This is a genomic window from Mitsuaria sp. GD03876 (genome assembly GCF_029840635.1).
Lineage (GTDB): Bacteria > Pseudomonadota > Gammaproteobacteria > Burkholderiales > Burkholderiaceae_C > Roseateles.
Window position 1 is genome coordinate 1 of record NZ_JAOCCU010000069.1, and the last position, 20,980, is coordinate 20,980.

General features: G+C 71.9%; 19 protein-coding genes. 9 read left to right on the plus strand and 10 right to left on the minus strand.

All coding sequences use genetic code 11. The features are described 5' to 3' along the window. On the minus strand, positions 1-477 hold a 477-nt coding region (locus N5D62_RS26785; RefSeq protein ID WP_279761116.1), incomplete at its 3' end, for a hemerythrin domain-containing protein. Positions 478-636: 159 nt separating this feature from the next. Between N5D62_RS26785 and N5D62_RS26790 the strand changes: the two genes are divergently transcribed. The 7 genes from N5D62_RS26790 (at position 637) to N5D62_RS26820 (ending at position 5,972) form a co-directional block, all read left to right on the plus strand. Then, entirely contained in the window at positions 637-1,098 is a 462-nt protein-coding gene (locus N5D62_RS26790) for a hypothetical protein (RefSeq protein WP_279761118.1), read from the plus strand. A 62-nt stretch (positions 1,099-1,160) separates the two neighbouring features. Continuing rightward, complete coding sequence (locus N5D62_RS26795) at positions 1,161-1,973, plus strand: SDR family NAD(P)-dependent oxidoreductase (RefSeq protein WP_279761120.1); 813 nt, start codon at positions 1,161-1,163, stop codon at positions 1,971-1,973. Then, positions 1,970-2,710: an HAD family hydrolase gene (locus N5D62_RS26800; RefSeq protein WP_279761121.1), complete on the plus strand. Its 741-nt coding sequence runs from the start codon at positions 1,970-1,972 to the stop codon at positions 2,708-2,710. Before N5D62_RS26795 ends, N5D62_RS26800 begins: the two co-directional genes overlap by 4 nt. A gap of 31 nt (positions 2,711-2,741) precedes the next feature. Then, the gene (locus tag N5D62_RS26805) at positions 2,742-3,233 is read left to right on the plus strand and encodes an adenylyltransferase/cytidyltransferase family protein (protein WP_347881838.1); all 492 of its coding nucleotides are present in this window, start codon (positions 2,742-2,744) and stop codon (positions 3,231-3,233) included. Then, positions 3,230-4,171, plus strand: a complete 942-nt coding sequence (rfaE1, locus tag N5D62_RS26810) for a D-glycero-beta-D-manno-heptose-7-phosphate kinase (protein WP_279761123.1) — start codon at positions 3,230-3,232, stop codon at positions 4,169-4,171. The genes N5D62_RS26805 and rfaE1 overlap by 4 nt, the downstream gene beginning before the upstream one ends. After that, the gene (locus N5D62_RS26815) at positions 4,168-4,812 is read left to right on the plus strand and encodes a D-sedoheptulose 7-phosphate isomerase (RefSeq protein WP_279761125.1); all 645 of its coding nucleotides are present in this window, start codon (positions 4,168-4,170) and stop codon (positions 4,810-4,812) included. Before rfaE1 ends, N5D62_RS26815 begins: the two co-directional genes overlap by 4 nt. Next, positions 4,809-5,972 carry a hypothetical protein gene (locus N5D62_RS26820; protein ID WP_279761126.1) on the plus strand — a complete coding sequence of 388 codons (1,164 nt, stop codon included), beginning with the start codon at positions 4,809-4,811 and terminating at the stop codon, positions 5,970-5,972. Before N5D62_RS26815 ends, N5D62_RS26820 begins: the two co-directional genes overlap by 4 nt. Before the next feature lie 216 nt (positions 5,973-6,188). On the opposite strand, the gene N5D62_RS26825 is transcribed toward N5D62_RS26820, so the two are convergent. From N5D62_RS26825 to N5D62_RS26865, 9 genes are all read right to left on the minus strand, one after another. Beyond that, positions 6,189-7,166, minus strand: a complete 978-nt coding sequence (locus tag N5D62_RS26825) for an SDR family oxidoreductase (protein WP_279761127.1) — start codon at positions 7,164-7,166, stop codon at positions 6,189-6,191. Continuing rightward, entirely contained in the window at positions 7,163-8,113 is a 951-nt protein-coding gene (locus N5D62_RS26830) for a glycosyltransferase family 4 protein (RefSeq protein WP_279761128.1), read from the minus strand. The genes N5D62_RS26825 and N5D62_RS26830 overlap by 4 nt, the downstream gene beginning before the upstream one ends. Next, on the minus strand, positions 8,037-9,269 hold the full coding sequence (locus N5D62_RS26835) for a glycosyltransferase family 9 protein (RefSeq protein ID WP_279761129.1): 1,233 nt from the start codon (positions 9,267-9,269) through the stop codon (positions 8,037-8,039). Before N5D62_RS26835 ends, N5D62_RS26830 begins: the two co-directional genes overlap by 77 nt. A gap of 7 nt (positions 9,270-9,276) precedes the next feature. Beyond that, positions 9,277-10,353 carry a glycosyltransferase family A protein gene (locus N5D62_RS26840; RefSeq protein WP_279761130.1) on the minus strand — a complete coding sequence of 359 codons (1,077 nt, stop codon included), beginning with the start codon at positions 10,351-10,353 and terminating at the stop codon, positions 9,277-9,279. Then, entirely contained in the window at positions 10,350-11,765 is a 1,416-nt protein-coding gene (locus tag N5D62_RS26845) for a glycosyltransferase family 9 protein (RefSeq protein WP_279761131.1), read from the minus strand. Before N5D62_RS26845 ends, N5D62_RS26840 begins: the two co-directional genes overlap by 4 nt. Further along, a complete protein-coding gene (locus N5D62_RS26850) occupies positions 11,762-13,186 on the minus strand; it encodes a glycosyltransferase family 1 protein (RefSeq protein WP_279761132.1) in 1,425 nt (474 codons plus the stop codon). Before N5D62_RS26850 ends, N5D62_RS26845 begins: the two co-directional genes overlap by 4 nt. 109 nt (positions 13,187-13,295) lie before the next feature. Further along, positions 13,296-14,534 carry a glycosyltransferase gene (locus N5D62_RS26855; protein WP_279761133.1) on the minus strand — a complete coding sequence of 413 codons (1,239 nt, stop codon included), beginning with the start codon at positions 14,532-14,534 and terminating at the stop codon, positions 13,296-13,298. Positions 14,535-14,592: 58 nt separating this feature from the next. Continuing rightward, positions 14,593-15,588: an amidohydrolase family protein gene (locus N5D62_RS26860; RefSeq protein ID WP_279761134.1), complete on the minus strand. Its 996-nt coding sequence runs from the start codon at positions 15,586-15,588 to the stop codon at positions 14,593-14,595. Between the two features lie 13 nt (positions 15,589-15,601). Next, positions 15,602-16,786: a glycosyltransferase gene (locus N5D62_RS26865; protein WP_279761135.1), complete on the minus strand. Its 1,185-nt coding sequence runs from the start codon at positions 16,784-16,786 to the stop codon at positions 15,602-15,604. 302 nt (positions 16,787-17,088) lie between these two features. On the opposite strand from N5D62_RS26865, the gene N5D62_RS26870 reads away from it, so the two are divergent. Together N5D62_RS26870 and N5D62_RS26875 are read left to right on the plus strand one after the other, a co-directional pair. Next, a complete protein-coding gene (locus tag N5D62_RS26870; RefSeq protein ID WP_279761136.1) occupies positions 17,089-19,863 on the plus strand; it encodes an ATP-binding cassette domain-containing protein in 2,775 nt (924 codons plus the stop codon). 143 nt (positions 19,864-20,006) lie between these two features. Further along, a partial coding sequence (locus tag N5D62_RS26875; protein WP_347881839.1) for a carbamoyltransferase N-terminal domain-containing protein occupies positions 20,007-20,980 on the plus strand: 974 nt, incomplete at its 3' end.

Genomic DNA, 20,980 nt, shown 5'->3' on the forward strand with positions numbered 1-20,980 from the left:
CAGCCGCTCGCCCAGCGCCGCCAGGTCCAGCCCGGCCTTCTTCGCCTTGGGGAACATCTCGTTCTGTTCCTCCTTGACGTGGTGCTTGACCCACTCGCCCATGACGGTGACCTTGGCGTCGTAGTCCTCGCCATCGGGCTCGGCGCCTTCGAGCGCCGCGATCAGGTCCTTGATGCTCTGGTGCTCGACCTTGGCCTCGGGCACCAGTTCCTTGTCCTTCAGCGCGGCCTGCACTTCGGGATAGAAGATCTCTTCCTCGATCTGCGCGTGCACGGTCAGCGCGGTGCAAATCTGCTGGACCAGCTGCCGCTTCTTCGCGGCGGACCGGGTCTTCTCGAACTGCTCGAACAGGGCGCTGACCTCCTTGTGGTCGGCGCGCAGCAGGCTGACGGCGTCGGGCGTCTTCGCCTTGGCCGTGGCGCGCCGCGTGGTGGTCTTGCGGCTCGCGTTGGCCGCGTTCGTCGTCGTGGAGGGCATCTCGTATCTCCTGGCTGTGGATGCTGGGAGGCGCGTCCGATCGACACGCCGGAAACAGGCAGTTGGCAAGGACGATGCCCACCCGCGGCCCTCGTCGCGACGCAGGTATGCGCCTTGCTGGAAGAGAGCCTCGTTTCCCCCTCTCCGCAGGACCTCCCCATGAGCAGTCGTTTCGTCACCGAAGACCTGGCGCGCGCCGCGCTCGAGGCGATCACGCCGGCGATCGCCGCGCAACTCGCCTCGCCGGACATCAGCGGCCTGGGCGTGCTGCACCTGGTCGTGCTCGACCCGTCGGTGCCCTACGGCGACGGTGCCACGCAGCCCAGGGTGCTGGTCGAGCACTCGATCGGCGACCGTGCCCACTGGGACGTCGACTACGCCGACTACGCGCGCCGCAAGGCGCTGCTGTCCTGGCGGCACCGCATGGACAGCCGCCGGCTGCAGATGCTGGAGCCGCATCGCCTGACCGACGACGACAGCCAGCTCTGGGGCGGCATCTGGCTCGACGGCCTGGTCGTCGCGGCCAGCGGCGCCTTCCCGATCTGGGACGAGTGCTTCTCGATGATGGTCGCCGTCCAGTTGCGCGCCCGCGCCTGGGCCGCCGCCGACCTCGCGCGCTGAGCGCGCGTCCCCGCTTTCCGCTTCCTTCTCCCTTCTCCCTCCCACTCCGCTGGAGTCCATCCATGATCGACAGCCCTTCGGCGACCGCCACCGCGGCATCGCCCTCCTCCACGCCGTCCGCCCGCGCCGAGACGCAGGTCGCCGAAGGCGCCAGCCTCTCCGGCCAAGTCGCGCTGATCACCGGCGGCAGCCGCGGCCTGGGCGCCGCGATCGCCCAGGTGCTGGGCGAATCCGGCATGCGCGTGCTGCTCGCCGACATCGACCTGCAGCGCGCCAAGGACCGCGCCGCGCTGCTGGCCGAACGCGACATCCAGGCGATGCCGGTCGCGCTCGACGTGTCCGACCCGCGCCAGTGCGAGGAAGTCGTCGCCGCCGCGGTGCGCGACTTCGGCCGGCTGGACGTCCTGGTCAACAACGCCGCCATCGACGTGACCGCGCCGCTGGCGGAGCTGGCCGTCGAGGACTGGCAGCGCGTGCTGGCCACCAACCTGTCCGGCCCGCTGCTGATGACCAAGTACGCCTCGGCCCGCATGCTGACGCAGCCGCGGGGCGGTCACGTCGTCAACATCGCGTCGACGGCTTCCAAGCGCGCCTGGCCCAACGCCAGCGCGTACCACGCGACGAAGTGGGGCCTGCTGGGCCTGTCCCACGCGCTGCACGCCGAACTGCGCGACCGGAACGTCCGGGTGTCGGCGATCGTGGCCGGCGGCATGAAGACGCCCTTCCTGCTCGACCGCTTCCCGGGCATCGACGAGACCAAGCTGCAGGACCCACTGAACGTCGCCCGCGCGGTGCGCTGGGTGCTGCTGCAGCCCGAGGGCACGGTGATCCCCGAATTGACCGTGCTCCCCACGCAAGAGACCTCCTGGCCGTGACCACGCCGCTCGACCCGATCAGCATGCTGCCGGTGCAGGACCTGGACCTGTCGGCGGCGCCCGGCGAGCGGCTGCGCGCCGGGCCGCTGCGGCCCTGCCTGTTCATCGACAAGGACGGCACGCTGATCGAGAACGTGCCCTACAACGTCGACCCGGCGCAGCTGCGCTTCATGCCCGGCGCCGGCGAGGCGCTGGCGCGGCTGGCCGGCGCCGGCCTGGCGCTGGTCATCGTCACCAACCAGAGCGGCCTGGCGCGCGGTTACTTCACCCGCGCCCAGTTCGCGCAGCTGCAGGACGCGCTGCTGAAGCGCCTGCGCGACGAGTCCGGTGTCGAGATCGACGACGTGATGCTGTGCCCGCACGAGCCCGACCCGCAGGGCCGCCCCGCCTGCCTGTGCCGCAAGCCGGCGCCGGGCATGCTGATCGGCGCGGCGCGGCGGCACGGGCTGGACCTGACGCGCTCCTGGATGGTCGGCGACACGCTGGACGACGTCGAGGCCGGCCGCCGCGCCGGCGCGCGCGGGCTGCTGTTCGACAGCGGCGGCGAGACGGTGTGGCGCCGCTCGCCGCTGCGCGAGCCCGAGGCGGTCTTCACCGACTGGAACGCGCTCGCGGCGCACGTGCTCGCCGGGCTCGCGGCGCTCGAAGCCGCCGGGAGCGCCACGAGCGCCGAAGCCACCATCGGAGCGTCGGAAGGCGCGCGTTCGGGAACACCGGCTGCTCCGACGTCGGCATGACCGACCGGTGATCCGGATCTGGAGGATCGACATGCTCGACAAATGGGACAGCTCGCTGAAATGCCTGCCGCCGGAGCGGCTGCACGAAATGGCGGCGCGCCTGGCGCGGCCGCTGGTGTTCACCAACGGCGTGTTCGACATCCTGCACGCCGGCCATGTGCGCAGCCTGGAAGCCGCCAGCGCGCAAGGCAGCAGCCTGGTCGTGGCCTTGAACACCGACCGGTCCGCGCGCGGCCTCGGCAAACGCGGCGACCGCCCGTACCACACGCTCGAGGACCGTGCCCGCGTGGTGGGCGCGCTGGCCTGCGTGTCGTGGGTCACCTGGTTCGACGACCCGACGCCCGAGGCGCTGCTTACCGCGCTGCGGCCGGACGTGTACGTCAAGGGGGGCGACTACCGCGTCGAGGACCTGCCGGAGACGCCGCTGGTGCGCAGTTGGGGCGGCCGCGTCTCCATCGGTCCCTACCTGCCGGGCCACTCCAGCACGCAGCTGATCGAGCACCTGAGGGCCCCCGCGCCATGACCGACGCCTTGCCACCCGAGCTCGCGGCACCCGACGTGCTGATCGTCGGCGACTGCATGCTCGACGTGTACCTGGAAGGCGCGGTGCACCGCATCTCGCCGGAGGCGCCGGTGCCGATCCTGCGGCTGCACCGCCAGTCGCAGCGCGCCGGCGGCGCGGCCAACGTGGCGCTGAACCTGGCGCGGCTGCGCTGTCCGTGCACGATCAGCGGCCTGGTCGGCACCGACACGGCCGGCGCCTGCCTGGCGGCCCTGCTGGACCAGCCCGGCATCACGCAACGCTTCGTGCGCGGCCCCGACATCGACACGATCCAGAAGATCCGCATGGTCAGCCAGCGCCAGCAGCTGCTGCGCATGGACGTGGAGTCCGAGCCGCCGCAGGCCCGCATCGACGAACTGACCGCGCTCGCCGGCGAGCTGGCGGCGCGCCATCGCTGGATCCTGGTCTCGGACTACGCCAAGGGCGCGCTGCGCGAGGTGCAGGCGTTGATCGACGCCTGCCGCGGCCTGCCGTGCCGGGTGCTCGTCGATCCCAAGCGCAAGGACCTCGCGGCCTATCGCGGCGCCTGGCTGCTCAAGCCCAACCTAGCGGAGCTGCGCGAGTCCGTCGGCGAGTGGCGCACCGAGGAAGAGCTCTGCGATCGCCTGGCCGAGCTGCAACGCCAGCTCGACATCGACCACGTGCTGCTGACGCGCGGTGAACAGGGCATGAGCCTGTACTCGCGCGAAGGCGGCTGCCTGCACATCCCGACCGAGGCGCGCGAGGTCTACGACGTCAGCGGCGCCGGCGACACCGTGCTGGCGGCACTGACCTGCTTCCTGGCCCGTGGCGCGGTGCTGGAGGACGCGGTGCGCGCCGCCAACCGCGCGGCCGGGCTGGTCGTGGGCAAGTTCGGCACCGCCTCGGTCACCCTTGAAGAACTCGGAGTCCCCGCATGAGTGCCCTGCCCTTCCCCCGATCCATCCCGCCGCGACCGTCGGCCCGGCCCGTCGCCCCGACGGCAACGCCCGGGGCGCTGTTCGAGGACGGCCTGCGCGAGCATCGCGCGCTGTTCGACCGCATCGACGCGATGGGACCCGACATCGCGCGGGCCGCGACCTACATGGCCGACACGCTGCGCGCGGGACGCAAGCTGATGCTGATGGGCAACGGCGGATCGGCCGCCGACTGCCAGCATCTCGCGGCGGAGTTCACCGGCCGCTTCAAGCACGACCGCGCGCCGCTGGCCGCCGTCGCGCTGACCACCGACAGCTCGGCGCTGACCTGCATCGGCAACGATTACGGCTTCGACCAGGTCTTCTCTCGCCAGGTGGCGGGCCTGGGCGCGCCGGGGGATTGCGTCATCGGGATCTCCACCTCCGGCCAGTCGCCCAACGTGCTGCGCGCGTTGACGCAGGCGCGGCAGCTCGGCATGACGACCATCGGGCTGAGCGGCCGCGACGGCGGCGAGATGCGCGAGCTCTGCGACCTCTGCCTCGTCGTGCCGCATGCCGACACGGCACGCATCCAGGAAGCCCACATCTTCATCGGCCACACCTGGTGCGCGTTGATCGAGCAGGCCTTGACCGCACAGCCGTGACGCCGGCGTCGCCGTTCCGCTCGTTCTGGATGGGCGGCTACGAGGGCGCCGACCACGTCAACGGCAGCGGCGACGCCCTCGACATGGTGCGAGCCACCGGGCACGACCGCTTCCTCGAGCGGGACTACCGCGCCGCCCGCGCGCTGGGACTGCGCTGCGTGCGCGAGAGCGTCGGCTGGCGCCTGGCCGAGCGCGGTCCTGGCCACTGGGACTTCTCCCGCGCGGCGCGGATGGCCCGGTCGGCGCGCCGCCACGGGATCCAGGTGCTGTGGACGCTGATGCACTACGGCGTGCCACCTGGCCTCAGCCTGCTCGACGACGCGTTGATCCCCCGCTTCGCCCGCTTCGCCGCGGAAGCCACCCGCGCGCTCAAGCCCCTCTGCCCCGGCCCCCGCTTCTACACGCCGATCAACGAGATCAGCTTCCTCGCCTGGGCCGCCTCATCCACCCACGCGATGGGACCCGCCGGCGCCCCCCTCGACACCATCGGCCGCGAGGACTCCCGCATCAGCGGCTTCGAGATCAAGCGCCGCCTCGTCAAGGCCACGCTCGCCGGCATGGCCGCCATCCGCGATGTCGACCCGGACGCCCGCTTCCTCCACATCGACCCCGTGATCCACGTGGTGCCGACCGAAGACACCCCCGACCACCGCGAACTCGCCGCCCGCATCGCCTCCTACCAATGGCAAGCCTTCGACATGCTCGCCGGACGCCAGGAACCCGAACTCGGTGGGTCGCCCGACGCGCTCGATTGGATCGGCCTCAACCACTACCACTCCAGCCAATGGGAAGTGCCCAGCGAGAAACGCCTCGCCTGGCACCTCGGCGATCCGCGTCGGGCACCGCTGTCCGAGCTGCTGCGTGCTGTCTGGGAACGCTATCGCCAGCCCGTGATCGTGGCCGAGACCGGCCACATCGGGCGCGGACGCGCCGACTGGCTTCACGACATCGCTTCCCAGGCACAGCTGGCCATCGGCCTCGGGGTTCCGCTGGCGGGCGTCTGCCTCTATCCCATGCTCGACCGGCCCGATTGGTACGAACCGGATCGCTGGCATCGCAGCGGACTCTGGCATGTGCCTCGGGATGCCTCGGGAATGCCAGCGGGACGTCGGATCGTCCAGCCCTATGCGCGAGCACTCGGGGCGTGGGTCGGTCGTTGAATGCGCGGAGGGCGAGCGCGGACGGGCATGGCCGGGGCTGGGGGCGGAGCCCGCCCTCGGCGCTCAACTCGATCCGCTCACCTTCGGCTCGCTCCTCTCAAACAGAACGCGCCTGGTCAGTCCGTAGGGCAGGCTCCGCCCCCAGCCCCGGCCATGCCCGTCCCCCACCGTTCAGGACCATCGCGATCATGGGCGTGGGCGACGGGGAGAGCGGGGTCAGGCGACCGTTACGCTGCGCTCGCCGAGGACGCCGCGGAAATGATCGATCGTGCGGCGCAGGCCCTCTTCCAGGTCCACCGTCGGCTCCCAGTTCAACAACGACTTCGCGCGGGTGATGTCGGGGCAGCGACGTCGCGGGTCGTCCCGCGGCAGCGCTCGGAACACGATCCGCGATCGGCTGCCCGTCAGGCGCAGGATCACCTCCGCCAGGTCGAGCATCGTGTGCTCGCCCGGATTGCCCACGTTGATCGGCCCCAGGTGCTCGCCATCCATCAACAACATCAACGCGCGCACCGTGTCGTCCACGTAGCAGAAACTCCGCGTCTGCGTCCCGTCGCCATACACCGTCAGGTCCTCGCCCTGCAGCGCCTGCACGATGAAGTTGCTCACCACCCGGCCATCGCCCGGCCGCAGTCGCGGCCCGTAGGTGTTGAAAATCCGCGCCATGCGCACATCCACCCCACGCTCCTGGTGATACGCCATCAGCATCGCCTCCGCGCAGCGCTTGCCCTCGTCGTAGCACGACCGCGCGCCGTTCGGATTCACATGCCCCCAGTACTCCTCATGCTGCGGGTGGCAGTCCGGATCGCCATACACCTCGCTGGTCGACGTGTGCAGCAATCGCGCGCCGCTGTGCTGCGCCAGCTCCAGCAAACGCCACGCGCCCAGCACGCTGCTCAGCACCGTGTCCACCGGCGCCGTCTGGTAATACGCCGGGCTCGCCGGGCAGGCCAGGTTGAACACCCGCCCCGCCTGCGCCATCTCCGGCGTCGGCTCCTGGCACACGTCCCGCCGGTGGAAGGTGAAGCCCTTGTGCCCCAGCAGCCGGTCGAGGTGGTCGATGTCGCCCGTGCTCAGGTTGTCGACCGCCATCACCCGATGGCCCCTCGCGAGCAGCGCCTCGCACAGGTGGCTGCCGACGAAGCCGGCGGCACCGGTGACCAGCACCGTGTTCATGTCAGCGCAGTCGCTCATGTCGTCACCTCGTGCAGGACCTGCATCCAATCGGCGACGAAGCGGTCGATGTTGAACCGCTCGCGCGCCAGTTGCCGGCCGCGCTCGCCCCATTCCCGCGCCAGGCCAGGCTCGCGCAGCAGCCGCGACATCGCGTCGGCCAGCGCGTCGGGGCGGTTGTCGATGAAACCGTTCTCGCCGCTGCGGATCACCGTCGCCAGCTCCGTCGTGGCCAGGCCGACGATCGGCTGGCCGATCAGCATCGCCTCGATCAGCGCGAGCCCCAGGCTGGTGTAGCGCACCGGGTGCAGGAAGAAGCGGTGCGCCGCCATGTGCGCCGGCAGCTCCAGCTGCGATGCCTCGCCCCATCCGCCGGGCATGCCCTCGCTGCCCATGCCCACCAGCGTCAGCGGCACCCGCTCGATCAGTTGCCGGTACAGGTCCTCGCCCAGCCGACGTCCGCGCCGCTGCAGGTGGTTCACCACCACCAGCCCGCGTTCCAGGTCGCCGCGGTAGGCCTCCTGCGTCAAGGGCCGCACGCCATGCTCGACCACCCGTGTCGGCGTCTGGCCCGCATCCCACATCAGCGCATTGAAATGGGTGCAGTGCACCAGCAGCGCGTCCGGATCCTGCACCCAGTGGCGGGTGTCGGTCGGATGCTGTTGCGGCGGGTCGTGCTCCAGGTAGACGCGGGGCAGCCGGCGCTGCGCCTCGCTGAGCCAGCGCACGCGGTCCTCGTCCCAACCGGCGCGGTGCTGGTACAGCACGACGTCGAACGCCGTGCCGGCGATCGCCTCGACCGGCGCCTCATGCACGTTCTCGCCCCAGGGCAGCGCCCCGACGCGTCCGACCCGGCCCGGCGAGCGCGCCGGATCGGTCACCAGGAAGAAGTCATGCGGAACCTGCGTGAGGTTGTAGAGGTAGTTGCCGTGGACATGCCAGGTCAGGATGCGCAGGCGACGACGCATGGGCGCCCTCCTTCGGGATCGATGGGGAATGGGAAGTCGCCGCGGGCGCGGCGGACGGCTGCCGCAGCACGTCCTCCAGCGCCTGCAGCACGTCGAAGACCGACAGCGCATGCGCGCAGGCATGGCCGTTGGGGCATTCGGGATAAGCGCAGGGCCGGCATGGCGCCGGCCGGGCCAGCACGCGGTGGCGCGCGCGGTCCGGCGGCGCCCAGCGCATCGGCTCGCTGCCGCAGGACACCACGACGCTGGGAACGCCCAGCGCCGCCGCGATGTGCGACACCCCCGTGTCGTTGCAGACCAGCACCCGCGCGCCGCGCAGCAAGGCGCCGAGCGACCACAGGCTCGTCTCCCCCGCCAGGTCCACGCACGGCACGTCCAGCGCGCCCAGCATCGAGGCGAGCTCGCCGGTCAACGCGCGCTCGCCGGCCGTTCCGCTGAGCACCACCGTGTGGCCCGCGTCATGCAGCGCTTGCGCCACGGCGGCGAAGCGCCGCAGCGGCCAGCGTCTCGACGGCAGCTGCGCGCCGGCGTGCACGCAGGCATAGGACACGCATCCGGCGCGACCCGGCCACACGCGCAGCAGCTCGTCCTCGTCGCTGTCGCGCAGCGGGAACTCGAGGTGGTCGTCCTCGACCGGCAATCCCAGGTGCCGGCACAGCGAGAGCAGCCGCTGGGTTTCGTGGCCGAGCAGCGGCCATGGCGCGAAGCGCGCGGCATCGGCCGGCGGCGCCCAGGCCGATTCGCCGCGGAAGCCCGCGTTCCAGCGCGCGCCGAGCATCGCGACGAAGGGATTGGTGACCGCGCCGCTGCCGTGCAGCTGGATCGCCAGGTCCCACTCGCTCGCATGCATCGCCGACAGGAAGGCCGGCAGCTCGCGCACGTCGACCGGGCGCTCGGGCAGCCCCGGCCAGCCGGGGAACGGCCGCCATTCGTCGACGCAGGACAGCCGGGACAGGTACTCGCGCGCCACCGGCAGGCCCATCAGCGCGATGTGCGCCCGCGGCCACGCGCGGCGGATCGCCCGCAGCGCCGGCACGGCGCAGATCGTGTCGCCGAGCATCAGCGCCCGCATCACCAGGATGCGGCGCACGTCGCCATCGATCAGGGCCGGCGGCGGTACGCCGGGCTTTCCGGGGAGCTCGATCGTCGAGGTCATCGCGGCCTCACAGGAAGGGGGTCCGGAAGTGCCACGCGCCGCGCAGCCGCCAGTACACCGACAGGAACGGGATCGCCGCCGACGTGCAGAGCATCTCCCACACATGCGGCAAGGCCCGCGAAGTGCGGCTCAGCCGTCGCGCGGCGATGCGCAGCACGAGCAGCAACGCCACGACCAGCATGACGCCGGCGGCCTGGCCCTGCCCGGCCATCTCGACGGCCGGCGCGGCCAGCGTCAGCGCGACGATCGCGTAGTAGTCCCAGGGCGGCACCTGCCGCACCCGGGAGCGGTACAGCTCGGGATGCTTGCGATACAGCAGCGCGTCGAAGAAGACGTTGCGCTGCTGGCGCAGCGAGACGCCCCAGCGCTCGGGCCGCACCGGATGCCGGACGAGCGCCTCGTCGACGCGCCCCACCGGCCCCTGCTGCTGGAGCCGGAACTGCAGGTCGGAGTCCTCGCGCCAGGCGCGCAGGAAGCGCTCGTCGAAGCCGTCGATCGCCACCAGCGTGTTCCGACGGACGAAGGCATTCGCGGTGACGAACTCCGCCGTTTCCAGACCGCGCGTCATCAGTTCGTGGTCGGTCGGGCGCTCGTCCTTCTCGGGCCGGCCGAGGTCCAGCGGCGGCGGCACGCGCACCTGTCCCGCCGCGGCCACCCATTCCGGATGGGCCCGCATCGCGGCCAGGCCGCGCGCCAGCCAGTCGGCGTCCGGCATCGTGTCGTCGTCGGTGAAGGCGATCAGCGGCGCCGACGCGGCACGCCAGCCGGTGTTGCGCGCGACGGCGGGCCCCCGCCCGGTCGAGGGTCGCCGGTAGCGGATCCGCGGCGCGCCCGGCATGGCGGCGAAGCGATCGACCAGCTCGCGGCAACGATCCTCGTGGCCGTCGTCGACGACGACCACCTCGAACCTGTCCCGTGCCAGCGTCTGCGTCATCAGCGCCCGCAAGCAGCGCTCCAGCAGGTCGGGCCGCCGGAAGGTCGGCATCACCACGGCGATCTCCGGCGTGGCGTGGTCGGCGGCAACCCGGCGCTCCTTGCCATCGCCACAGCCGGACGTGGCGCAGCCCGGCGCGATCGCCGTCATGCGACGACTCCCTGCGAGAGAGCGAGCAGGTCGGTGCACCGGTCCGACTCGGTGGACTTCGTCGACTCGTTGGACTTGGCCAGCTCAGCAGACCTGGCCGGCGCGGTCGCCTTGGCGGACCTGCCCGGCCCGGCGGGGTCGCCGGGCTCGGTGGGGTCGCCCGGCTCGGCGCTCGCGGTCGCCGCCGGCCTGCGTCCGGGCGGATGCAGCAAGGAGATCGCGGCCTCGGCGACTTGGTCCGGCATGACGCCGGTCAGGCACGCGTGGTGACCTTCGGGGCAGACGCTCTTCTGGCAGAAGCGGCACGGCACGTCGTGGAACAGCACCCGCGACGGCACCAGCCATGGCGTGTGTTGCGGATTGGTCAGCGCATAGAGATCGACGACCGGCGTCCCGACCGCTGCCGCGAGATGGACGGGGCCGCTGTTGTTGGCGATCAGCAGGTCCGCCTCCGCGATCAGCGCGCCAAGCTCGCCGATCCCCGAGGTCGACGTGGGCAGCAGCGCCTCGCCGCCCAGCGCATCGCGCATCTCGCGCACGAGCCCCTCCTCGCCCGGACCGCCACACAGGACGATCGCCGGTGGCGTCCCACCGAACGAGGCCCGGCCACCGACTCGGCGAGCTCCGAGACCATCACCCGCCGGCGCGAGCGCCTGGCGCAACTGCCGGGCCGCCTCGCCGAACCGGCCTGCTGGGTAACGCCGCGACGGCGCGCTCGCGCCGGGGTGCAACAGCACGAACGGCTGGCCCGGCCTCAGGCCCGCGGCGTCGAGCGCGCGACGCACCGCGATCCGATCCCCGTCCAGCACCCGAAAGCGCAGCCGCTCATCCCGCGTCCGCATGCCCAGCGCGGCCACGAGGTCGAGCTGTCGTCGCACTTCATGCCGCATGCCGTCGCAGATCTCGTCGCGGTCGGGGATCTCATCGCTCAGCAGGCCGTAGGCGCGTTCACGCGCGTGTCCTGCCACGTTCGGGATGCCGGCCAGGCGGCACAGCGTCGCCGCCGGAAACACGCTCTGCGTGCAGACGGTGAAGACGATCGCCGCGTCGTGGCGATCTTTCATCAGCCGTGCCAGCAGATCGCGCTCGTGCCCACCGCGCGACGCCGCCCCGCGGTCCGGCCCGGACTCGGCCACGGATCCCATCGCGTCCAGCGCCGTCGCGCCCGCCTTCATCCAAGGCGCATGGAAACCGACGATCTCATCGACCTCGGGCAGATGCGGCGCCAGCCCCGCCATCGACGGCGCGGCCAGCAAGGTCAGACGCGCGTCGGGCAAGGACTCCCTGACCGCCGCGATCGCCGGTGTCGTCATCAGCACGTCGCCGAGGTTGTCGAGCCGGATCAGCAGCACGCGCCGCGCCGAGCGCCAGCGTTCGATCCGTTCGTGATCGACGGCCGCCCCCGCCGTCATCCCTGCGCCCCCGAGGTCTGCAGCGGCATGGCCACCACGTCTCCGCGCTCGTCGGCCGCGGCGGTGCCGGGCGTCGCCAGGTGCGGCCGGGACAGGTGCCGCAGCGGCGCGGCGCCGTCGGCCGCCTCGCCCTCGGCGACGGGTTCCAGCAGCCGGATCGGCTGCGCGCCGAGCATCGCGCGCCGCGCCGCGACCCGCGCGTAGACGCCGGCCAGCCGGAACGCCACGCTGTCCCAGGTGAACTCCCGCTGCACCCGCAGCAGCCCCGCCCGCCCCATCAGGCGGCCGATCTCCGGATGGCTGCGCAGGTCGTCCAGCCGTAGCGCCAGCGTCTGCGGATCCTCGGGCGGCACCAGGTAGCCGGTCAGGCCGTCGACGACGGTGTGCTGGATGCCGCCGACCTCGGCGCCGATCACCGGCGTGCCGCAGGCCATCGCCTCCAGCGGCGTGATGCCGAAGGGCTCGTACCACGGTGTCGTCACGAACACGTCGGCCGCGCGGTAGTAGTCACGCAGCTGGTCGCGATCGCGGCGCCCGACGAAGGTGACGTTCGCTTCGCCCCCCGCCTCCTGCGCGATGCGGCGCAGCCGCCCGATCTCCGGCGTGCGGGTCTCGTCCGGCACGGTCGACTCCCCCCCGACGATCAGCAGCCGGAACGACCGCCCGGGGATCTGTCGCAGCGCCGCGGCGGCGCGGATCACGTTGTCGACGCCCTTGCGCGGCACCAGCCGGCCGAGCTGCAGGACGATGAACTCGTCTTCCGGCAAGTGCAGCCGACGCCGCGCCTGCAGCTTGTCGCCCGGGCCGAACTCGTCGAGGTCGACCCCGCACGGCACCTGCGCGATGCGGTCCGGCGGCGCGCCGCAATGCGCGATCAGGTCGGCCGCGTCCTGCGGGCACTCGGCGACGACGCAGTCCGCCTCGCGGGCGATGCGGCTCTCCAGCTCGATGCGTTCGGGCGGGAAGCGGTCGGCGTCCTTCTGATGCAGCCGGCGCACCGCGCCGAGCGCATGGAAGGTCTGCACCAGCGGCAGATTCAGCTGCCGCTGCAGCCGCAGCCCGACCACGCCCGACATGAAGAAGTTGGCATGCACCACGTCGTGGCGCAGGCTGCGCCGCATCAGCCGCAGCGCGGCCGTGCCGAAGGCGCGCATGTGCGGCAGCAGCTGCTCCTTGGGCACGAACTCCGGCGGACCGGCATCGATGTGCAGCACACGCACGCCGGGCCGCATGTCGACGGCGGTCGGCAATGCGCGCTGGTCGCGGCGGGTCAGCACGTCGACGTGATGGCCGCGCCGCGCAAGGGCCGCCGCCACGTGGGCCACGTAGACGTTCTGGCCGCCGGCATCGACGCCGCCCTGCTGGGCCAGCGGCGAGGCGTGTTCGCTGATCAGCGCGACTCTCAAGGGGGCTTCGATCATGACTGCTCCATCTGTCCCGGAATGCTTGTTGAAAGGCAAATGACATGCCGCTTCTCGACACGCCTTCGCACGTCGCGCGACCGACGGTCGATCGACGAATTTCTCGTGTTCATCGGGCCTTTCGGCCGCCACCCGATCCCGTCGATCCAGCCGCGACGCGCGGGACGCGTGCCACGGCAAGCGTCGACGCCGCGGCGGTCGCCGGCCGCGCCAGGCTGCGCATCCGGTTCGCCAGGCCTTCGAGCGCCCGGTCCAGTCGGTGGTGCTTCTCCATGCGCGCGCGGGCCGCCTCGCCCATGCGCCGCCGCAGCTCATGCAGCGTCAGCATCTGGTGCATGCGGCCGGCCAGGTCCTCGTAGTCGCGCGCCGCCACCAGCCAGCCGGTCCCGCCGTGCTCGACGATCTCCGGGACGCCGCCGACGCGCGTCGCGACCACCGGCAGCCCGCTGGCCATGCCTTCCATCAGCGCCAGCGGCATCGCCTCGGAGTTGGAACTCGACACCAGCAGGTCCAGGTCGTGGAAGACCGGCCGCACGTCGTCGATGCCACCCGTCAGGTGGATGCGCCCGGCCAGGCCCATGCGCTCGACGTTCTCGCGCAACTGCGTCTTCATCGGCCCCTCCCCGACCAGCGCGAAGTGCGCGTCGGGCAGGCGTTGCAGCAACTGCGCCGCCCCGCGGATGAAGACCTCGGGCGCCTTCTCCGGCGACAGGCGCCCGACGAAGCCGGCCAGCAACGCCTCCGCGCCGAGGCCCAGCGCCGCGCGCAGCCCGCCGGCCGGCCGCGGCCCGGGGCGGAACATCTCGACGTCGACGCCGTTGGGTTCCAGGCTCAACCGGTCCGGGTCCACGCCCAGGCCCAGCGCGTGGTAGTAGCTCTGACGGCAGACGACGCTGAGGTGGCTGCCGACCAGGCGGTGCACCTCGAGGTCCGGCAGGATGACCTGGCGGCCGTGGATCGTCGTCATGCAGGGCACGCCGGCGAGCCGCGCCGCGAGCCCGCCCAGCACATGCGCGTTGGGCAGGTGCGCATGCACCAAGTCGACCCGCTCCGCCGCGATCAGCGACGCGACCATCTGGATCGATGCCCAGGGCGGGTCCTCCGGCATCGCGACGACGCCGATCCCGCCGCCCGCCGCGCGGATGCGCTCGGCGAAGTCGCCTTCCGACGGGCACAGGACGGTGAAGCGGAAGGCGCCGGTCCGTCCGAGTCCGGCGACCAGCCGTTCGACGCAGCGTTCCATGCCGCCGACGATGCCGTTGCCGACGATCTGCAGCACGTGCAGCGGAGGATGGGAAGGCGGAGACGGCGGCACCGAGCGCAGCGGGCTGTCGGAGGCGATGTCCATGGTGGCGGTGGGTTCGTGGAGGGCGCCGCGCGAAGTCGAACGCGGCGGGCGATGCGGGTCAGCAGCAGATCGGGCGCCAGGGGCGCGGCGCGAAATCGCCGCCGCTGCCCGACAGCGAGGCACCCGACAGCAAGCCGGTCAGCGGGCGGCCTTCGCCGCCGGCGCCGCCGCGCGCATGCCCGTCATGGGCCTCGGTGAGGGAGTCCTGACGGGCCCCGCGCGCGCTGCACGCGGTGGCCAGCGCCGCGTCGGACAAGCCGAGCCAGGCGGCCGCGGTGCCGCTCCACAGGCGCTGGCGCGTGTCGGCCCCGAGGTCCAGCTCGTCCATCAGGTCGACCACCCACTGCTTGCGCTCGCGCACGTGCGCGCCGGAGCACGGCAGGAAGCAGTCGCTGCCGAACTGCAGCGAGCCCGCGCCGAGCACGTCCAGCATCCGCGCCAGCACCTCGCGGCGGTAAGGCGGCGGCGGCCCGAAGGAGATGTCGAGCCGGAACTGCGCCTGCTCATGCGGCACGCCGTGGATGCGGTCGATCAGCGCGACGGCCAGCGCCTCGTCGGTCCAGGGCCAGCCCATGTGGGCGAGCGCGACCCGCGTGCGCGGATGGTCGCGCAGCGCCTCGAAGTAGGTCGGCCGGCAGAAGCGGCCCGAGCGCCCGTCGATGAAGATGCCGCTGTGGAAGAGCAGCGGCAGCGCGTGCTCGTTGGCGACCGCGAAGACCGGCTGCACGCGCTCCTCGTACGGGTACCAGCCGGTCGGCACCATCTTGCAGCCGCGCAGGCCGAGGTCCTCGATCGCATGGCGCAGGTCGTCCGGCGCGTCGGGATGGCGAGGGTCGACGACGGCGAAGCCGACCATCCGGTCCGGATGCCGGCGCACCAGCTGCGACAGGTGGGCGTTGCCTCGCCGCAGCGAGGCCGCGTCGTCCAGCGAGTAGCCGTCGCCGAGGAACGGCGCCAGCAGCACGCCGACGTCGATGCCGGCCTCGTCCAGCGTACGCAGCACGTCGTCGGTCGTCTCGCGGCCGGTGCAGTGGAGATGGGCGTCGATGATCATGTCGGCGCCCGCCTCAGGCCGCGCGCAGCGACTGGCCGATGACCGGCGCATCGGGCATGGCCGGACGCGTGACCTCGGCCAGCCATCCGCGCACGCGCTCGGCGCCGGCTTCCCAGGAGCTGGCCTGCACCACCGCCGCGGCGCCGGCATGCCAGTACTCGCGCGAGGCCGCGTCCTCGAGCAGCACCTCCTCGCAGGCGTCGATGAAGGACGGCGCGTCCTTGCCGATGCGCACCACGTCGCCGTACAGGCCGACGACGTCGCGGATCGCGGTGCTGACCACCGGCTTGTCGCCGGCCAGGTACTCCAGCGTCTTGGTCGGGCTGATGAAGCGGGTGGCGTCGTTCAGCGCGAACGGCATCAGGCAGAGGTCCCAGCCGGCCAGCAGGTACGGCAGCAGCTCATAGCGCTGCATGCCCAGCCAATGAATGTTGGGTCGCTGCGGCAGGTCCCGCTCCGAGATCTTCACCACCGGACCGACCATCACCAGCTGCCAGTCCGGCCGCGCGTCCGCGACGGCGGCCACCAGGCCCAGGTCCATGCGCTCGTCGATGACGCCGAAGAAGCCCAGGCGCGGATGCGGCACGTGGCCTTGCAGTTCGCGCGCGCGCACGGCCAATGGATGATCGGGCCCGGTCGACGGTCGCGCGAAGTGGGCGGCGTCGACGGCGCTGGGCAGGCAGTGCAGGTGCGGATGCTGGCCATGGCGTGCCTCGTACAGCGCGGGACCGCCGCACAGCACCAGGTCGGCCGCGGCCATCAGCGCCTGCTCGCGCTGGCGCAGCTGGACCGGTGCCTGCTTGAAGGCGGACAACTCATCCATGCAGTCGTACACCAGCGCGCGAGGCTGCATGCCCGCGATGAACGGCAGCGCCATCGGCGTGTAGAGCCACACCAGGTAGTCGCGCACCCCGCGCTCGGCCAGCTCGCGTTCGATCAGCGGCAGCGTCAACGGCAGGTGCGCGTCGTCGAAGCCCGGCGCCGCGACCGGCGTGAAGGGCACGAGCACCTCGATGCGGCCCTCGGGGCCGACGCGGCGCGACTCGATGCGCGGCGGTCCGGCGGGATCGTGCACCGGCTCCTCGATGAAGATGACGCGGTGATCCTCCGACAGGCGCGTCATCAAGTGCTGCGGCCGCTGGAACACGAAGTCCCAGCGCAGATGCGAGAACACGAGGAGGTGGGACGGGTGTGGCATGGAGGGTCTCTTCGTTGGGCTTGAACTTCGGTTTGGCAAGCGCAAGTCCCAAGGTGTTTCCGTACACCGACCTCATTCCTCCGGACCGCTCACGGTCGCTCGTTCACGGGACTGTCATGCGCTTGCGTGCGCCAGCACACGGCGCATCGCACCGCGCTTGCCAGAGCCGCTTTTGCCGAAGCGCTTGCGGCTGCCGCTACCGACGGAGTTGCCGATGAACACGGGGTTCTCCGGCGATGGCGTACCGCTGTCGTGCCGCTGGCCTTGGGATCCCGGGCATCCCGCTTGCGAAGGAAGGGTCGATGGATGCCGCCTCCGCCACCCCCGCTTCCCCCGCGCCTTCCTCCCGCTCGCCGACGCGCCAGGTCTTCGCCGGCCTGGCCCGGGCGTTGTGGCGCTGGCGCGGCCGCACGCTGCTCGCGTTGGCGCTGCTGATCCTGTCCAAGCTCGCGGCCGTGGGCGTGCCGGCGATGCTCAAGGCGATCGTCGACCACCTCACGCCGGTACAGCCCGCGGCGGCCGGCGCCGCCGCGTCGACCGCCCTCGCCGTCGGGCTGACCGTGCCGGTGTGGCTGCTGATCGGCTACGCGCTGCTGCGCTACGCCAGCACCCTGTTCACCGAGTTGCGCGACCTGACCTTCGCGCGGGTCGGCAAGCAGGTCGTCAGCAGCTTCTCCGAACGCGCCTTCGCGCACCTGCTCTCGATGAGCCCGCGCTTTCACGCGCAACGCAACACCGGCTCGCTGGTGCGCGAGGTCGAGCGCGGCACCGACGGCCTGGGCTACCTGCTGGGCGCCGGCGTGTTCACCGTGGTGCCGACGGCGGTCGAGTTCGGCGCGGTGCTGGTGATCATCCTGAGCGGCTACGGCGCCAAGTTCGTGCTGATCATCGCGGGCAGCATGGCGGCGTACAGCGTCTGGACGGGGTGGATGACGCGCACGCGGGTCGAGAAGCAGCGCGTGATGAACGAGTACGACTCCCGCGCGCACGGCCTGCTGGTCGACACGCTGCTGAACTACGAGGCGGTGAAGACGCACGGCCGCGAGGACAGCGAGCGCGAGCGCTACGGCGGCGTGCTGGCGCAATGGGTCGAGGGCAGCGTCGGCAGCCAGCGCACGCTGTCGACGCTGCACCTGGGCCAGGCGGCGATCATCGCGGTCGGGGTCGGCGGGGTGATGCTGCTGGCGGGCATCGACACGGTGGCCGGCCGGATGAGCATCGGCGACCTGGTCATGGTCAACGCCTACCTGATCCAGGTCTTCCTGCCGCTGAACACGCTGGGTTTCGTCTTCCGCGAGACGCGGGACGCGCTGCTCAATACCGAGATGCTGTTCGCGCTGCTCGGGCGCGAGCCCGACATCCAGGACCGGCCCGGCGCCCGGCCGCTGCCGGCGGGCGACACCACGGTGCGCTTCGACGACATCCGCTTCGGCTACGAGCGCCAGCGGCAGATCCTCAAGGGCCTGACGCTGGAGATCCCGCACGGGCAGACCTTCGCGGTGGTGGGCAGCAGCGGCTCGGGCAAGTCCACGCTGGCGCGGCTGCTGATGCGGCTGTACGACCCGGACGGCGGCGAGGTCAGCATCGGCGGCCATCCGCTGCGGGACGTGACGCAGCAGAGCCTGCGCCAGGCGATCGGCGTGGTGCCGCAGGACCCGGTGCTGTTCAACGACACCATCGCCTACAACATCGGCTACGGCCGGCCCGGGGCGGGACACGAGGAGATCGTCGCCGCGGCCCGGGCCGCGCAAGCCGACGAGTTCATCAGCCTGCTGCCCGACGGCTACGAGACGCGGGTCGGCGAACGCGGCGCGCGGCTGTCCGGCGGCGAGAAGCAGCGCATCGCCATCGCGCGCGCGTTCCTGAAGAATCCGCCGATCGTCGTGCTCGACGAGGCGACCTCGGCGCTGGACACCAAGGCCGAGCGGGCGATCCAGGGCGCGCTGGACGAGGTCGCGCGCGACCGGACCTCGCTGATCATCGCCCACCGCCTGTCGACGGTGGTCGACGCGGACCAGATCATCGTCATGGACCGCGGCGAGATCGTCGAACGCGGCCGGCATGAGGAGCTGCTCGGCCGCCGCGGCCTGTACGCGCAGCTGTGGGAACTGCAGCGCCAGCAACAGCAGACCGAGACGATGGAGCGGCGCATCGCGCAGCACCCGGTCAACGTCGCCGGCATGCTGGTGCTGAGCCTGGACGGGCTGCGCGACACGCTGGCCCAGGCGGACATCGACCTCTTCACCGACATCGACCTGGACGTCGCCAGCATCCACGGCGACGCGAGCCGCATCGCGCGCATCGTGCAGCTGGTCTGCCTGCTGGCGCTGCGCGGCGCGACGCGCGGCCGCATGGAAGGCCGCGTGCTGCGGGTCGGGCGGAGCAGCCAGCTGACGGTCGGCTTCCACGGCCGGCTCGACCCGGACAACGGGCCGCCGGACACGCTGGAACTGCGCACGCTGGTCAACGAGGCCGGCGGCCACCTGGCCATCGAGCGCGATCCCGGCGCCGGCGTGCAGCAATACATCGTCGACTTCCCGTTGCCGGTGCTGGCCGAGGCGCCGATGTCCGAGGACGAACTGCGCGCCGCGCCGCCGGAGTTGGCCCAGGCCGCGATGGCGCAGCGCGAGACGGCGCTGGAGACGGTCTTCGGGCTCGAGGAGCACCCGCTGTCGGGCCTCACCGTCATGTGCGTCGACGACGACGAGGACGCGCTCGAGTCGCTGGGCATGCTGCTCGAACACGACGGGGCGCGCACCGAGCGGGTGACCTCGGGCCGCGAAGCGCTGCGTCGCCTGGCCGAGCGCGCGCCCGAAGCCTGGCCCAACGTCTTCGTCTGCGACATCGCGCTCGGTCCGGAGGACGGCCACGCGGTGGTCCGCGGCCTGCGCGCGCTGGAGGCCCGGCGCGACGTGCCGCTCGGCCGCCGGCTGCCGGCGATCGCGCTGACCGGGATGGCGCAGCCCGAGGACCGCCTGCGCGCGCTCGTCGCCGGGTTCCAGCGGCACATGGCCAAGCCGGTCGTGCCCGAGGAATTGGTCCGCGCGCTCCATGACCTGGCGCACGTCCCGGCCTGAGCGCGCCGGCCCGACCCGCATCCAAACGCCCATCGACTTCAAATTTCCAGAAGTCCTTCTTCCTCCCGTCGATTCCCTGATCGCCTTGTTCCCTCATTCCCTCATTCCCTCATTCCCTCATTCCTGGAGCCGCCATGCATCCCATCGCCTCGACCCGCCTGCTGACGCTGGGCATCAACGCGAGCTTCCACGACTCCGCCGCGGCGCTGATGCTGGACGGCGAGGTGGTGGCGGCCGTGGAAGAGGAGCGTTTCACCCGTGTCAAGCACGGCAAGCGGCCGCTGCCGTTCACCGCGTGGGAGCTGCCGTACCACGCGATCGACTACTGCCTGAAGGAGGCCGGCGCGACGCTCGCCGATGTCGCGCACGTGGCCTACAGCTTCGATCCGTACCGCTTCCTGGGCGACCGCGCGCCGGAGGGCCGGTTCACGCTGCCGCTGCAGCCGTCGGACTTCGACGCCGGGCCGTGGGAGAACCCGTGGGATCCACTGTTCGCCGCCTACGTGCTGAGCGCGCCGCGCTTGCTGACCGACGCGGTGCCGCATCACCTGCGCAAGCGCTTCGCCGGCGTGAAGCACGCGAGCGCGCCTTACCGCTGGCATTTCGTGCCGCACCACCTGTGCCACCAGGCCAGCGCCTTCCTGGCGGCGCCGTTCTCGAGCTGCGCGGTGATGACGCTGGACGGCCGCGGCGAGCAGGCCAGCACCTGCTACGGCCGCTACCGCGACAACCGCTACGAGCCGCTGGGCGAGGTCCAGGTCCCGCACTCGCTGGGACTGCTGTACGAGCGGGTCACCACCTACCTCGGCTTCCTGCATTCGAGCGACGAGTACAAGGTGATGGCGATGGCCGCGCTGGGCACGCCGAAGTACGCCGACGTGCTGCGCGAGCACCTGGTCGTCGATCCGGAGGGGCAGTACCGCAACCTGCCGCTGGACCTCGCGGCGCGGTTCGGCCCGGCGCGCGTGCCGGGGTCGGAGATGTCGGAGGTCTACCTGGACCTGGCCGCGTCGCTGCAGGACGTGCTGGAGGAAACGGCGCTGCAGCTCGCGGTGTGGCTGCGCGAGCGCACCGGCGAGGACCGCCTGGCGATGGCGGGCGGGGTCGCGCTGAACTG